The sequence below is a fragment of the Paenibacillus spongiae genome, from assembly GCF_024734895.1.
Lineage (GTDB): Bacteria > Bacillota > Bacilli > Paenibacillales > Paenibacillaceae > Paenibacillus_Z > Paenibacillus_Z spongiae.
This window is the reverse complement of the sequence record NZ_CP091430.1, coordinates 5,328,853-5,343,282: the sequence shown is the minus strand read 5'-3', so window position 1 is coordinate 5,343,282 and position 14,430 is coordinate 5,328,853. Positions and strand designations below refer to the sequence as shown.

The 14,430-nt window shown below is 52.7% G+C and carries 13 protein-coding genes and 1 pseudogene; 13 read left to right on the top strand and 1 reads right to left on the bottom strand.

The features are described from left to right. Window positions 1–5: 5 nt before the first annotated feature. From L1F29_RS24230 to L1F29_RS24220, 3 genes and pseudogenes are all read left to right on the top strand, one after another. Window positions 6–619: pseudogene (locus tag L1F29_RS24230) on the top strand (altronate dehydratase); the annotation flags it as partial. Between the two features lie 56 nt (window positions 620–675). After that, window positions 676–1,692, top strand: a complete 1,017-nt coding sequence (locus tag L1F29_RS24225; protein ID WP_258384604.1) for a zinc-binding alcohol dehydrogenase family protein — start codon at window positions 676–678, stop codon at window positions 1,690–1,692. A gap of 40 nt (window positions 1,693–1,732) precedes the next feature. After that, window positions 1,733–2,512 (top strand): M55 family metallopeptidase, encoded by a 780-nt coding sequence (locus L1F29_RS24220; RefSeq protein WP_258384603.1) that lies wholly within the window; start codon window positions 1,733–1,735, stop codon window positions 2,510–2,512. Between the two features lie 172 nt (window positions 2,513–2,684). On the opposite strand, the gene L1F29_RS24215 is transcribed toward L1F29_RS24220, so the two are convergent. Then, on the bottom strand, window positions 2,685–2,963 hold the full coding sequence (locus L1F29_RS24215; protein ID WP_258384602.1) for a DUF3784 domain-containing protein: 279 nt from the start codon (window positions 2,961–2,963) through the stop codon (window positions 2,685–2,687). A gap of 242 nt (window positions 2,964–3,205) precedes the next feature. Here L1F29_RS24215 and L1F29_RS24210 point away from each other — a divergent pair, with 242 nt between their 5' ends. From L1F29_RS24210 to L1F29_RS24165, 10 genes are all read left to right on the top strand, one after another. Further along, window positions 3,206–3,544 (top strand): metal-sensitive transcriptional regulator, encoded by a 339-nt coding sequence (locus L1F29_RS24210; RefSeq protein ID WP_373876561.1) that lies wholly within the window; start codon window positions 3,206–3,208, stop codon window positions 3,542–3,544. Between the two features lie 87 nt (window positions 3,545–3,631). Then, entirely contained in the window at window positions 3,632–4,324 is a 693-nt protein-coding gene (locus L1F29_RS24205; RefSeq protein ID WP_258384601.1) for a response regulator, read from the top strand. Continuing rightward, window positions 4,321–5,397 (top strand): sensor histidine kinase, encoded by a 1,077-nt coding sequence (locus L1F29_RS24200; protein WP_258384600.1) that lies wholly within the window; start codon window positions 4,321–4,323, stop codon window positions 5,395–5,397. The genes L1F29_RS24205 and L1F29_RS24200 overlap by 4 nt, the downstream gene beginning before the upstream one ends. Window positions 5,398–5,549: 152 nt before the next feature. Continuing rightward, the gene (locus L1F29_RS24195) at window positions 5,550–6,821 is read left to right on the top strand and encodes a cell wall-binding repeat-containing protein (protein WP_258384599.1); all 1,272 of its coding nucleotides are present in this window, start codon (window positions 5,550–5,552) and stop codon (window positions 6,819–6,821) included. Between the two features lie 350 nt (window positions 6,822–7,171). Continuing rightward, entirely contained in the window at window positions 7,172–8,563 is a 1,392-nt protein-coding gene (locus L1F29_RS24190) for a stalk domain-containing protein (RefSeq protein WP_258384598.1), read from the top strand. 34 nt (window positions 8,564–8,597) lie between these two features. Then, a complete protein-coding gene (locus tag L1F29_RS24185; protein ID WP_373876560.1) occupies window positions 8,598–9,458 on the top strand; it encodes a phosphate ABC transporter substrate-binding protein in 861 nt (286 codons plus the stop codon). Window positions 9,459–10,045: 587 nt separating this feature from the next. Further along, on the top strand, window positions 10,046–11,005 hold the full coding sequence (gene pstC, locus L1F29_RS24180) for a phosphate ABC transporter permease subunit PstC (RefSeq protein ID WP_258384597.1): 960 nt from the start codon (window positions 10,046–10,048) through the stop codon (window positions 11,003–11,005). Continuing rightward, window positions 11,002–11,898: a phosphate ABC transporter permease PstA gene (gene pstA, locus L1F29_RS24175; protein ID WP_258384596.1), complete on the top strand. Its 897-nt coding sequence runs from the start codon at window positions 11,002–11,004 to the stop codon at window positions 11,896–11,898. The genes pstC and pstA overlap by 4 nt, the downstream gene beginning before the upstream one ends. A 204-nt stretch (window positions 11,899–12,102) precedes the next feature. Continuing rightward, window positions 12,103–13,266, top strand: coding sequence for a methyl-accepting chemotaxis protein (locus L1F29_RS24170; RefSeq protein WP_258384595.1), 1,164 nt, complete (start codon window positions 12,103–12,105; stop codon window positions 13,264–13,266). 267 nt (window positions 13,267–13,533) lie between these two features. Then, on the top strand, window positions 13,534–14,403 hold the full coding sequence (locus L1F29_RS24165) for an ABC transporter ATP-binding protein (protein WP_258389791.1): 870 nt from the start codon (window positions 13,534–13,536) through the stop codon (window positions 14,401–14,403). The last annotated feature ends 27 nt before the right edge of the window (window positions 14,404–14,430 follow it).

Here is a 14,430-nt window from a genome sequence, read left to right as displayed (position 1 = left end):
GTCATCGCGCTTCCAGCGAAGCGATTCTTGAGAAGATCGTCAAGCTGATCAACGATTTCAATCAATATTTTATCCGCCACAACCAAGAGATCTATGAGAATCCTTCACCGGGCAACAAAGACGGGGGTATCAGCACGCTGGAGGAGAAATCGCTCGGCTGCTCTCAGAAGGGCGGGCATGCGGTCGTGACTGATGTTGTCACTTAATCGTGACTGATGTTGTCGCTTACGGGGAACGGGTAACCAAGGGAGGATTAAGCCTGCTCGAAGCGCCCGGCAATGATCTCGTTTCCGTTACGGCGCTCGCGGCTGCCGGCGCGCATATCGTATTGTTCACGACCGGGAGAGGAACACCGTTCGGGGGACCCGTGCCAACGGTGAAGATATCGACCAACAGCGAGCTGGCCGGCCGCAAGAAAAATTGGATCGACTTTAACGCGGGACAGTTAATCGAGGGCAAGCCGATGCAGGCGTTAACGGATGAATTGTGGGAGCAAATTATACGGTATGCTTCCGGTGAGGAAGAGACGAGGAACGAGCGTAACGGGTTCAGGGAAATTGCCATTTTCAAAGATGGCGGTATCTTGCAAGGCATGATAACTACTAATAAGCTTGCATAACAGGATGTTGTGCATATAGACACTGTCACGTTGGATCGGAAGGAGCCTGTAAACGCATGAAAGCCATTATCTGCGAGCAGATTGAACGCTTCGCCATGACTGAACTGGAAGAACCGCCTGCGCCGAAAGCAGGAGAAGCGGTTGTTCGCATACGCCGTATCGGTGTATGCGGCACGGATCTCCATGCTTACAGGGGCAATCAGCCGTTCTTCACGTATCCGCGCATCCTGGGCCATGAACTGGCCGGCATCGTCGAAGCCGTCGGCGATCAAGTGACCGCCCTCCGCGAAGGGGATCAGGTCAGCGTCATCCCTTATATGGAATGCGGCCATTGTATCGCTTGCCGCAACGGGAAGACCAATTGCTGTACCGATATGCAAGTTCTTGGCGTTCATATTGATGGAGGTATGCGTGAGCGGATGACGCTCCCGGCGGATCATCTGATACGGACCGAAGGCCTGACTCTCGATCAGTCGGCCATTCTGGAGCCGCTGAGCATTGGCGCCCATGCGGTTCGCAGGTCGGAGCTGCGCAAGGGAGAGACCGTGCTGGTAATCGGCGGAGGTCCGATCGGTCTCGGCGTGATGGCATTGGCCAAGCGCCAGGGAGCGCGGGTGATTGCGATGGATGTCAACGACGACCGTCTCGCATTCTGCCGGGAATGGGCAATGGTCGACGAAACGGTGAATGCGCGGCAGGAACCTGCCCTGCGGCTTGCCGAATTGACGAACGGCGAATTCCCGACGGTCGTATTCGATGCGACAGGCAGCGTTCATTCGATGAACGATTCGTTCGGCATGGTGGCGCATGGGGGCAAGCTCGTCTTCGTCGGACTGGTGAAGGCGGACATTACGTTCCATGATCCGGAGTTTCACAAGCGGGAGCTCACGCTGCTGGCAAGCCGGAATGCGACGATAACGGATTTTAACGCGGTGATGGCGGCCGTCCGGGACGGCAGTATCGACGCTACCCGATATATTACACACCGCGCGGCCTTCGCCGAGATGATCGGTCAATTCGAGGGCTGGATGCAGCCGGGTGCCGGCGTCATCAAAGCGATGGTAGAGTTATAGCCGGTCCATGCAAGGGCATGAATGAGAGGAGATGACGGTAATGACCGCCTTTTTTATTCTGACGGATCTCGAAGGGCCGGCAGGCATCGATAGCTTCACGCAAACCCGTCCCGATGACGGCTTCCCGGAACGGGTGGAAGCGGCCAGGGCGCTTCTGACCCGTGAGGTCAATGCTTGCATAGAAGGAATTCGGTCGGTTTATCCCGACTGCCGGATCGATGTTTGGGACGGACACGGTCCTGGAGGGCTGATTGCGGACGGCTTGATCGGCGGCACCTATTTACGGGAAGGGCAGCCCTATAAGAAGCTGGAAGGCTACACGGCGCTTCTGTTTGTAGGCCAGCATGCCATGGCCGGCACCATCAACGGTCCGTTATGCCATACGTATTCTTCGAAGACGGTTTCCTACTACAAGCTGAATGGCACCTTTATCGGAGAGTTTGGCGCAAGAGCCCTTATCGCGGGTACACAGGGCGTACCGACGATCTTCTTGTCGGGCGACGATAAAGCTGCCTTGGAAGCGCGGATGTTCGTGCCGGATATCGAGACGGCTGTCGTGAAGACGGGACATGGTGTGGAGGCGGCGGACCATCTATCCGCGGAAGAAGCTTGCCGTAGAATAAAGGATGGATCCGCCAAGGCGGTTCGGCGGACAGCGGAGTTCATGCCTTTCACCGGTATCGCGGCACCGTATGTGCTCGAAATCGGCTATTTGAACCCGCTGCAAGGGAATGGGGAGTCGGATGATCCACGGGTCGAGCGTATTAATGACCGTACCGTTCGCATATCCAGCAACGATCTCCTGTCGCTCCCGATCTAGCGGGTAACAGTCCACTGCCGCCGGGCGGCCGATATTTCTTTGCATCGGCATCTTTAGCCGATATTTCAACCGTGCAACACGGAATGAATCGGCTTCATAAATCGAAAGAAGCCTCCACAGTCACTGTCCAAGTGAATTTGGAGGCTTCGTATTCATTCTCGTACCATTTGTATTATTCAACCATCCGTGTTTGAACATAACCGAGCAGGATAAAGAAGCCTAGCACGGCGAGGGGGATTATCGCCTCTGCATTCGGATTGTCAATAAAGCTGGCCAGAACCATAAGAGTACCGATGACTAAATTGTATCCTCCTACTAGCTGTGCCAGTTTATCTTTATCCTTCACCCGATGCTGGTTAAACCCGGCTAACAGGCCGACCTTCTTCTTGACCCCGATCAAATAACCCAATACAAGAAAGACAATTCCAAGCAAGAGCATATGTGGACTCATGCGTACCCCCCCTCATGATGTCTTTAAGCTGCTACCCACGATATAATGATATAATAACTTCGACCATATTTTTTCGGAATATTCAGATCATATACTGCAATTGTATGCCGTCCCGCAAAAGTTTGCAATGAAGATCCTTCCAGTCCCGTAAGGGTCTCAATGGTTCCGACCGCGAGCGACATCAAGACAAAAGACTTGACATCCCCATAGGGGGTTTTTAATATTGGAATGTGAGGTGATCTATTGTGGCAAACCATGAAGAATTAAACGAAGCCGAGGATTCTTGTTGTTCTACGGATCATCATAGAAAAAGCCATCACTCGGACAAAACGAAGAGCAATCTGATTTCCCGTTTGAACCGGATCGAAGGTCAGATTCGCGGCGTCAAAGGCATGATCGAGAAGGACACTTATTGTGACGACGTATTGAACCAGATTGCGGCGATTCAATCCGCCTTGAATGGCGTGGGCAAGCTTCTGCTCGAAGGGCACATGAGAAGCTGTGTGGTCGAACGGATCCAGGCCGGGGAGAATGAAGTCATCGAGGAGCTGCTGGTTACCGTAAATAAATTAATGAAATAATAACAGGAATGAGGCCGAATGCGATGGCCTTTCTTTTTTACCTTATTATATACCCTATAGGGGTATTGAGGGGGCTTTGTGGAAGAGATGAAAACGATTCTTGTAGTGGATGATGAAGAGAAGATCCGCGATGTGGTCGTATCTTACCTGAAGAAGGACGGATTTCGGACGACAGAAGCAGCGACGGGGAACGAGGCTATGCATGTGCTTCAGAATCAAGCGATCGATCTCGTCATCCTGGATCTCATGCTTCCGGATATGGAAGGGGAGCTTGTCTGCCAGCAGATCCGCCGGATCAATTCGGTTCCGATTCTAATGTTGACGGCCAAAGCATCGGAGAACAACCGGATCAAAGGGTTATCGATCGGTGCGGATGATTATTTGACTAAGCCATTTGATCCGCGTGAGGTCGTTGCCCGTGTAAGGGCGATACTGCGCCGGACGGATGACGGTCATTTGCTTGCCGACCGGTTGTCGTTCAACGGCGGCCATCTGGAAATCGATTCCTTGAAGCAGCTGGTCTTCTCTCATGGCGAACCGATCCACCTGACTCCGAACGAATACAAGCTGCTTCTGGCATTGGCGAAATACCCGCAGCGGCAGTTTCCGCGCGAGGAATTGGTGGAAAAGGTGCTGGGCTACGAATTCGACGGCGATATCCGGACCATCGATCAGCATGTGAAGAATATCCGTCTTAAAATTGAAGCCGATCCGAAGAATCCCCAATATATCGTGACGGTTTACGGCTCCGGATACCGGTTCGCAGGCGGTTCAAAATGAATAAACGTCTGCATGTACGCCTAGCCTTCATCATTATCGGTACAGCGGTTTGTATCTTATTAATCTCGACCATAAGCGTCATATTGGCGACGCATTACCACATCTCCATGTTTCTTGATCAAGCCGCAGATATGAACCATGCCATGTCGCAGTTGGATCATCATCTGGAGCAGGCGCTTGTTCAATCGATCATTTGGATGTTCGCGGGGTCGATCATCCTTGCCATTCTCATCGGAATTTTCGTTGCGAAACGAATATCGAAGCCGCTCGTTGACATGAAGCAGGTCGCGGAGCAGATGTCGAGCGGTCAGCTGGACGTCAGAGTATCCATAGGCGGAACGGACGAGCTGGCTGAATTGGGCGCTTCGCTGAATGAGCTGGCCGAACAGCTGCATCGGCAAGAGCAGCTTCGGATCACGATGACCGAAGATATCGCCCATGAGCTGCGAACGCCGCTCGCTACATTAAAGAGCCATATGCGGGCTTTCGAAGACGGCATCTGGGAACCGACGCCTGAACGGCTCCACTCCTGTTATGAGGAAATCGAGCGGCTCACCGGAATGGTGGCCGAGCTGGAGGATCTGACTCATATGGAGTCGCCGGCGTTTCAACTGGTACGGCAGGAAGAGCAGCTTGTATCGATGATTGAGCAAGGGATAGGTCTGCTATCCGCGGCTTATCTTGAGAAGCAGGTTGAGCTTTCATATAAGTGCAGCCCGGACATCCGGATCATAGCGGATCGTAATCGAATCATTCAGATCCTGGTCAATCTGCTTGCCAACGCGTTAAAATATACGCCCGTCAACGGCAGGGTGAGCATTGAAGCCGTAAAGGAGCATAATGCTGTGCACATCACCGTCCAGGATACGGGCAGCGGCATCGACGAAGAGGATTTGCCGCATATTTTCAACCGGTTCTACCGGGGGGATAAGTCGCGGAATCGGAGTACGGGCGGCAGCGGCCTCGGGTTAACCATAGTAAAGAAGCTGGTCGATGCACATGGAGGCCGAATTTGGGCTGAACGCCGGCAAGGGACTGTATTTCATATCCAGCTTCCGAAGCAAGAGGCTTAATTTTTGCGAATCGAGCCATTATCTTCATAGGATCTTCAAAAGTGGTGTTTATATTGATCGTAAGCTGGCTATCGTATGACTAGGCTTCAAAGGCAGCTAATGAATCATATGGCTGCAGCCGGTCTGCTGCACCATGTATAGGAGGTCTTGTCATGATAAAGCTGATGAAAGCGGGGATTATCTCTGTTGCAGCGGCGCTTGCAATAACGGGATGTACGAGCAGTAACGATACCGAACAAAGCGAATCCGGGGCCGCAGCAACCGTAGAAGGCTCATGGATCGGATCGAAGAATACGACGCGGATCAATACAAGCGATCCGGCGACGGCGGCTGTTATCGTTTCGCAAAGCCTCTGGATGGCGACGAGCGATGATAACCGGCCCGGCGGTGTCATATTAGCGAATCCTGACGATTGGCAATCGACGCTCGCAAGCGCGGATTTGATCCATCATCCGAACAACGGTCCTGTTTTATTCGTGAATAAAGACGGGATCCCCGAGGTGACTTTGAATGAGCTGAAACGGTTAAAGCCGACGGGCGTTGACATGAATGACGGCATTCAGGCTATTCTGGTGGGTGATCTGGATGAGAAGGTGGAGGTCGAGATAAAAGGGCTCGGGCTGAAAACCGATCACATAAAAGGGGATAACCCGGCGGCAGCGGCACAAGCCATCGACGCGTATTATACGAAGGTCGCGAAGGAGAACCCGGCTTCGGTCATCGTCGGTTCGATGGAAAGCGAGGCATATACGCTGCCGGCAGTGAACTGGATTGCTCACATGCCGGAGCCGCTGTTATATGTCAAAAAGGATGAAATACCCGTCGAGACCGTCGAGGCCTTAAAGACACGCGGCGGGAAAGCCAACATCTATATTCTGGGTCCGGAATCGGTCATTTCCGTTAACGTAGAGGAGCAACTGGGTCAATACGGAAAGGCCGTCCGCATTGCCGGGAAGGATCCTTATGAGAACGCCGTTGCATTCGCGCAGTATAAAGATCCGGTTACCGGATTTGGCTGGGGGATCACAACACCGGGGCATAACTTCTCATTCGTAAGCGAGGATACGCATGCTCTGGCACTGGCGGCGGCACCGTTCTCACATCTGGGCAAGCATGCCCCGCTGTTATTGACGGAAGAAGATCAAATGCCTGAGAGCCTGCGCAATTACGTCATGTCGATCCAACCGAAATATAAGATGTCCCCAACAGAAGGCCCCTATAATCATGCCTGGATAACGGGAGGGCGTGATGCGATCAGCATCGCGGCGCAAGGGGAGATCGATTCGATGCTGGAAATCGTATCCGAATCAGGAACAGGCCATGGCAGTCATGGCGGCGGCGGCAGCACCGATGCGGAAACAGAGCCGGTTCCGGGCGAAGAAGGCGGACACGACATGTCCGACATGCCGGGGATGAATCATTAACGCATCGTTTTGGCATCACGAACCAGAACAAGAGTTGGATCGATAGAAAACGATAAAGGAAGCCATCCTCCTGCAGCACAGGGGGATTTTTTATTGTTGCTAAGGGGCAGCCGCACTAGGTGGTGCATTCCCTCAAATAATATGAATTAACAATATTTACATAATAGATTGATTGTCGCTTTACAAATGATGCCTATAATCAGCGTTGTACATAACACGAGTCATGTGGGAGGGAAGCAGTCCGGTGTCATACCGCCGGGCGAACGGCAGCAGACAGATAGATAGAGATGAAGGATGAGAGAAGCTTTCTTGATTGAACCAAAAGCCACCGAAAGAAAGGACGACCTAACATGTCAATGAAGAAAACGGTCATGCTCTCCGTGCTTGCAGCGGCAATAAGCACGTCGGCAGCCGGTGCTGTTTCTGCGGCATCTGCCACTTACACGCAAGCACAGCCCGTCACGCTGTTCATCAACGAGACGGCTGCCTCTGTACGCGCATTGAGCTATAACGGTGCGACATTGCTTTCCGTACGCGATACTGGCACTGCAGCCGGCGCCCGGTTCGAAGTAAGTCAAAACCGTATACTTGTGCATTTCGATGGCCGTACGATCGAGCTGGCCCCATCCTCGGCTACGGTTATCGTGGACGGCGAGATGCTGCAGCTTAACACTCCGGTCGTCAATGTGAAGAACAGCCTGTACATGGACCTTGCCGACATTGTGGCGGTACTGGGCGTTGAACGGACAGTCGACAGCCAGGGACAAGTGTGGATTGATGCTGCCAATCGGCTGCAGGACGTGGAGCATCCGGTTTGGCTGAGCAGCGGTACGCTGCTTGTCAGCCAGCTGACAGACGAAGGCCGAATCGATTATACGCTCGATGCGAAGTCAGGCGCATACGCTGAGGTGCTTCGTTCCAGCGGCACTTCGAATTTGACGGTTGCTCCCGGAGGCAATAAAGCGGCATACACGGATGAGAACGGCGCGGTATTCGTTATAGATCTCGCGACCAAGGCTTCCTCGCAGGTGTCGGGCGACAGCTCCATTAAGCCGGAGCTTGTATGGTCGGTAGACGGCTCAGCGATTTACTTCCTGCAAGGCGATAAGGGCAGCGTGATTGCCAAGCTCAATCTAGCCGACGGGAAAATCTCGAAAGTGCTGGAGGACAAGGTCGATTATAAAGCGAACCTGACCGTCTCGGCCGACGGCAAAACATTCGCTTATACCGTTACCAAGCCGGGCTCTGTCAAAGCTGATGGCAGCAAACCGGTGGAGTCGGATGACGTCGCGATCGACATGACGGGTACGGAGCCGCAAGTGTATCTGTTTGATTCCTCCGTTAAGGACGCGAAGGCTGTACAGCTGACTTCTTCGACGGATGACAAAATATTTGCAGGTCTGTCGGCAGACGGGGGAAAGGCGTTCTATATCAGCATCGTTGAGGATAAACCGTCAGCGCTCGTATCCGTTGACAAGGATAAGACCGTCACGACGCTTGTCGGCGACAAAGACGTGCTGCAGGCTACGCTGCTTGGCGATAAGCTGATTGCGCTAACCGCCGAATCGAATGGCCAAGCCATCTATGAAGTGGATGCCGCATCCGGCTCGGCGAAGCTTCTCCATATCGTATCTGACGATGTCAGCGAAGTGATTGCAGCTGCCGGAGCGCCGACCGCAATCGTGCAGAATGGTGAAGTGCTGATTGACAACGATGGACAATGGAAGAAATTGACGAAATAATCCCAATAGATCGAGAGGAGCTATATAAACGATGATGAAAAGAAAATGGTTCAAGCATACGATGATTACAGTCCTGGCCGTAGCGGTTGCGTTCGGAAGCGTATCCGCTGCCAGTGCGGCAAGCAAGCTTAGCGGCAAGATTGTCATTAATGGTTCTTCCGCGCTGCTCCCGCTTACGCTGCAAGCGGCGAACGAGTTCAAGAAGCTGAATCCGAAGGTGAAAATTTCCGCATCGGCAGCAGGCTCCGTTACGGGACCGCAATCCGTGCGCAAAGGCATCGCAGATATCGGCGCATGCGATTGGGACGCTTCGATGGACGTGCCCGGTTTCAAGGCATTCGAAGGCCAAGTCGCCAACAAAGTTGCCGTGATTCCGTTTGCGGCGGTCGTGAATAAGGGCGTCAAAGCGACCAACCTGACGACAAAGCAGCTGCAGGGCATTTTCTCCGGCAAAATCACGAACTGGAAAGAGGTTGGCGGAGATGATGCGGAGATCGTCGTCGTTAACCGGGCATTCGGTTCCGGCACCCGCGTCAATTTTCAAATGAAGGCGTTGGACGGCGTTAATTTTATGAGCAAGGGCGACAACTACAAAGAGGTCAAATCGAGCGGCGACATGAAAACCGCGATCGAGACGACGCCGAACTCCATTGGCTACATCGATCTGGTGTACGTCACGGACAAGATGCGTGCGCTCAACATTAACAGCTACGCGCCGACCGAAGCGAACATTATTAACGGCAAGTATGACGTATGGGCATACGGCTACTACATGACGAAGGGCAAGCCTACCGGCGCGGTCAAAGCGTTCATTGAATACGTGCAAAGCAAGGAGTTCCAGAACGGCTCCCTGAAGAAGCTTAAGTTTATTCCGATCTCTGCGATGAAGAAATAATAAGGCTTGTGAAAGAAGCCAGCTTCGGCAGAGGTGCGAGGCTGGCTTCTTCGTTAAGGCGCAGAGATTCACAAAAGGCGGACATAGGATGCGTTATTCGTCCATTTTTGGGCCTATTTAAAACGGAATCGGACACTAGTTCCGTTATACGCATGAAATCCATCCATTTGGGGGCGTTTTATTCAAATAACGGCTCTCAGGTCCGTAACACACGCAAAACCTCCCATGAATGTTTCCATAACGGAACTCATGTCCGCTAGCCTGTTAGCAATGCGAGGTTGAATAACAGTAGGCTTTACGTTGAAAACAAAGCCTATATTTACAACGTAAGTTTTGCTCCAGTTTTACTCCTTCGGAAGCAACCTGTTCACAAAACTAAGACTATGCTTACGAAGCAAGTTTTGTTGAGGAGTATAGCTTTAGGGAAGCGCCACAAAACTAAGTGAATGCTTACGAAGTAAGTTTTGTTCGATTTCGCTCCTGCGGAGGCGAGGAACTCACAAAACTAAGCCTATGCTTACGAAGCGAGTTTTGTTGCGATGTAAGACTGTAAGCCAAGCTCCACAAAACTTTTAGGAGGAATCATCATGCTGGACCTTAAGGCATCCAGCGGCGGAGCGGCAGCCGGCGAGCTGGGCAGAAGCCTGCATACCCGCTCTGACCGATCATTCAATCGCAGGACCCGATTGTCCTTCTATAATCGCACGTTCAAGCTAATCTGCATCGTGAGTGCCATATTCGTCTGCTTGATCCTGTTCTCCATCTTGTTCCTCATGGGGAGAACGGGGATGCTGACGTTCAATGAGGTATCGGTCGCCGAGTTCTTCTTGTCCACGGAGTGGGTACCGGAGAATGAACAATATGGCGCATTGGTCTTTATCTTCGGTACCTTCGCCCTGACGGCTCTGACGATGCTTATTTCGGTTCCGATCTCCGTGCTTGTGGCTGTATTTCTGGCAGAGATGTCGCCGCAATGGCTGAAGACGCTTCTTCGTCCAGTGCTTGATTTGCTTGTAGGTATCCCTTCCGTCGTATATGGATTTCTGGGCATGACGATTCTGATCCCCATGCTGCGCGATATGACGGGCACGAATATTGGAGACGGTCTACTTGCTGCGGCCATTGTCCTGACCATCATGGTGCTGCCGACGATAAGCCGAATTAGCGATGATGCGATTACAGCCGTTCCGAAGAAATACCGGGACGCATCCTATGCGCTTGGCGCATCCCGGTTTCAGACGATTGCCAAGGTTGTCCTCCCGGCAGCGCGCAGCGGCATCATGTATGCCGGCATTCTGGGGATGGCTCGCGCAATCGGCGAGACGATGGCGGTCGTGATGGTCATCGGAAATACGCCGCAGCTGGGAAGCGGACTGTTCCAGCCGACGGCCGTGCTAACAAGCAATATTGTCATGCAGATTGCCAATGTGCCGTTCGACTCTACATGGAATTATGCCCTGTATCTGATGGGCTTTCTGCTGCTCATGATTTCGCTGCTCATGATCGTCGTGATTCGAATGATTCAACGAAAGGGTGCTGCATCATGAGTGCTGATTCGAAGCCGGCTGTCAGCCCTTTCCAAGCGAGAAAAGGCTGGAGCCAAAGGAGCAACCAGCTCTTCACGGTGATCGTCTGGGGCATCGGGATCTGTACGATCCTCTTCATCTGCGCGCTGCTCTTTCTTATTCTGCAGAAAGGGCTGCCGAAGCTTGAACTGAGCTTTCTGCATGGCTTACCGAGTGAAATCGACCCCGGAGGCGGGATCGGGCCGATGCTGTTCAATTCCTTCTATGTCCTCATCATCTCGCTCCTCATTTCCATACCGCTGGGGATGTCGGCCGGGATCTACCTGGCGGAATTCGCCCCGAACAATAAATTTATCGGTTTCGTCCGGATTTGCGTGGAAGGTCTGGCCTCCGTACCTTCTATCATCTTCGGACTGTTCGGTATCGCAATCTTCGTCGAAGCCTTCGAAGTGGGCTTGACGATTCTGGGCGGCGCAGTCAGTCTGGCGTTCCTCAATCTCCCCGTCCTGACAAGGGTGACGGAAGAGGCGATCCGCGCCGTGCCAAGCGAGATGAAGAATGCGTCCTTCGCTCTGGGCGCAACGCATCTGCAGACGATCCGCCGCGTGCTCATTCCCGTAGCGCTGAACGGCATCATTACCGGTATTTGCCTCGTTGCCGGGAGAGCGTTCGGGGAGAGTGCGGTTATTATTCTTACAGCCGGAGTATCGACATCCGGCGAAATGTGGGATTTCAGCCTCTTCTCGCCGGGCGCGACGCTCGCCGTTCACCTATGGTATGTCCAATCGGAGGCGATCGTTCCGGACGCCTCGGAGATTGCCGATAAAGCAGCGGCCGTTCTCGTATTCGTCGTTCTGCTCATTAATGTGCTGTTCAGACTGCCGCTCTACCTGAATGCCCGCAAAACGCGTTAATGGCATGCCAACAACGGACGCAGCAGTTTCAGGTCCGTTCCGGTTAACAATCTGTTAACCGGAACGGATTTTTTACGTTACAACCGTGACTATCCATGAATCATGACCGATTTTCACACTCCATTTACATAGGGATATTTTTCCGTTAATGCTAAAGTCCTATAGTGGAGCCATAGAGTCAGAATCATGAAGGGGGAGCATGCCATGACGATGTCGGCTGTCTTCATCAGCGATCTCGAACAGGTTGTTCATACGGAAGGTGTTCAGAGGAGAAAACAGGCATCTTTGCACGATTTTATGAGACCGGCGTACACGGTTCATCCTTCTTCAACATGCAGGGGAGTTATTCATACATTCAATTCGATGACCGATTGTGAATGCGTCGTTGTTTGCGCGGAGGATGAGAGGCCTATCGGTCTGGTCATGAAGTCCCGGTTGTCACGGCTTCAGACGCATCGCTATGGCCAGGAGCTTTATTACGACCGTTCCATTGTAAAGCTGATGGACAGCGAGCCGCTTGTGGCAGAGCAGTCCATCATGGAGACGGAACTCATTGAGCGCGCTCTGGGACGGGAAGAGAAGACGCTGTATGATTGCGTTATCCTCACGCAGGATGGACGTACAGCGGGTATACTGACGGTGGCCGATCTGCTCAAGCTTTCGCGGATGATGCAGCAGGAAAGTCTGCAATCTCAAATGCGTACGGTAACCGGCGCGGATGAAATGATGCGGGACATCGATAAGTCCGTGAACGAAGTGCATGAAGCAGCCAAGCTTGGCGAGCGGATGTCCGAAACGATGGTCGATCTGACGCTCAAAGGGAAACAGGAGCTGGACAGCGCCAAATCCGTGTTTCTTCGCCTGTCGGACAAGACGACGCATCAGGTGCGGCAGATCGGGGAGCTTCAGCAGCGGGCGGATTCCATCGACCGCATATCGAAGCTGATTCATGAGCTAGCGGAGCAGAGCAGCTTGCTCGCTTTTAACGCCGCGATCGAAGCTGCGCGTGCGGGGGAGCATGGCAGGGGGTTCGCCGTGGTAGCCGATGAAATAAGGAAACTGTCGGCGCAGACGAAGCAGGCTGCGGGTGAGATCAACAGCCTCATCCGATCCATATCGGAAGCGGTGCAGCATACGGTTGAGCTTGTCGAGGAAGGCCAAAGCGATGCGATCGCGAGCGAGATGTCGGTGAATGCCGCCTCAGGCGCCTTCGAGCAGCTGTTTCACGCGGCCGGGAGCAACCGCAAGAGTGCCGCTCAGATCGGGAGCTTAGCCGATCATGCCTACCGGAAATCCGCACGGGTACTGACGGATATGAAGCAGCTTATGAGCGAGATGCAGACTGCTGCAGCGGCCGATAGAAAATGAAGCAAGAAAAATGAGCGGGAACGAACCGTGATGCATGAAGAGATTGACAAGGGACAGGCTGCCGGCGGCAGCCTATTCCTTGTTGATGGATACCGGTGGATTCCCGGCAAACAATAAGGTTTGATACCATCCAGGCTCTTCGATCCGTTAAACCTGTATGTGATGGAAATAATAGTTACTTATATCTTGACAGATGTATCGATAACGATTATCATTCTCCTTGAGTAACAATGAGAATGATAATCAATGAAAGATAGGTGAGGGATTATTTCGCGACTAACTACAAATCAACTATCTCTATCATATGGCAGCCGGCAAATTGTACAGGGGTTGAATCTGCATATTCCGGACGGACAAATTACAGCGCTTGTGGGCGCTAATGGATCCGGAAAGTCTACCATTCTGAAATCGATGGCCCGTATTCTTAGTCCGGTACAAGGCGGCGTCTATTTGGACGGGAAGCTGATTCATCGTCAGCCGACCAAAGAGGTTGCCAAGCAGCTGGCGATACTTCCGCAGAATCCGACGTCGCCCGAGGGGCTGACCGTCCGCGAGCTGGTCTCATATGGTCGATTTCCTCATCAGAAGGGGTTTGGCAATCTATCGCTTGAAGACAATCAGATGGTAGATTGGGCGCTTCTCGCAACCGGCATGTCGGGATTCGGCGACCGTTCCATCGACGAGCTGTCCGGCGGACAGCGTCAGCGCGCCTGGATTGCGATGGCCGTCGCCCAAGGGACGGACTTGCTGCTGCTTGACGAGCCGACGACCTTCCTTGATATGGCGCATCAGATGGAAGTCATGACGCTGCTTGAGAAACTTAATCAAGAGCAGAAGCGAACGATAGTTATGGTTCTGCACGATTTGAATCATGCGGCTCGATTTGCTCACCATCTCATCGCTCTTAAGAGCGGGGTTGTCCTTTATGAAGGGAAACCGGAAGAAGTCGTAACCAGTCAGATGCTCCGCGATGTATTTAATATCGATGCGGATGTAATCCCGGATCCTAGGCATGGTGCGCCTCTGTGTCTCCCCTATGGTTTGGCTGAACAATCAGGGGAACTGGAACATGGTTTACGACCGGAAGCCGATCCTTCGATGGACGGCAGTCTGGAGAAAGTCAAAGTAGTGGTATAAATCTATGACTGCAGCAAATATTTTTAA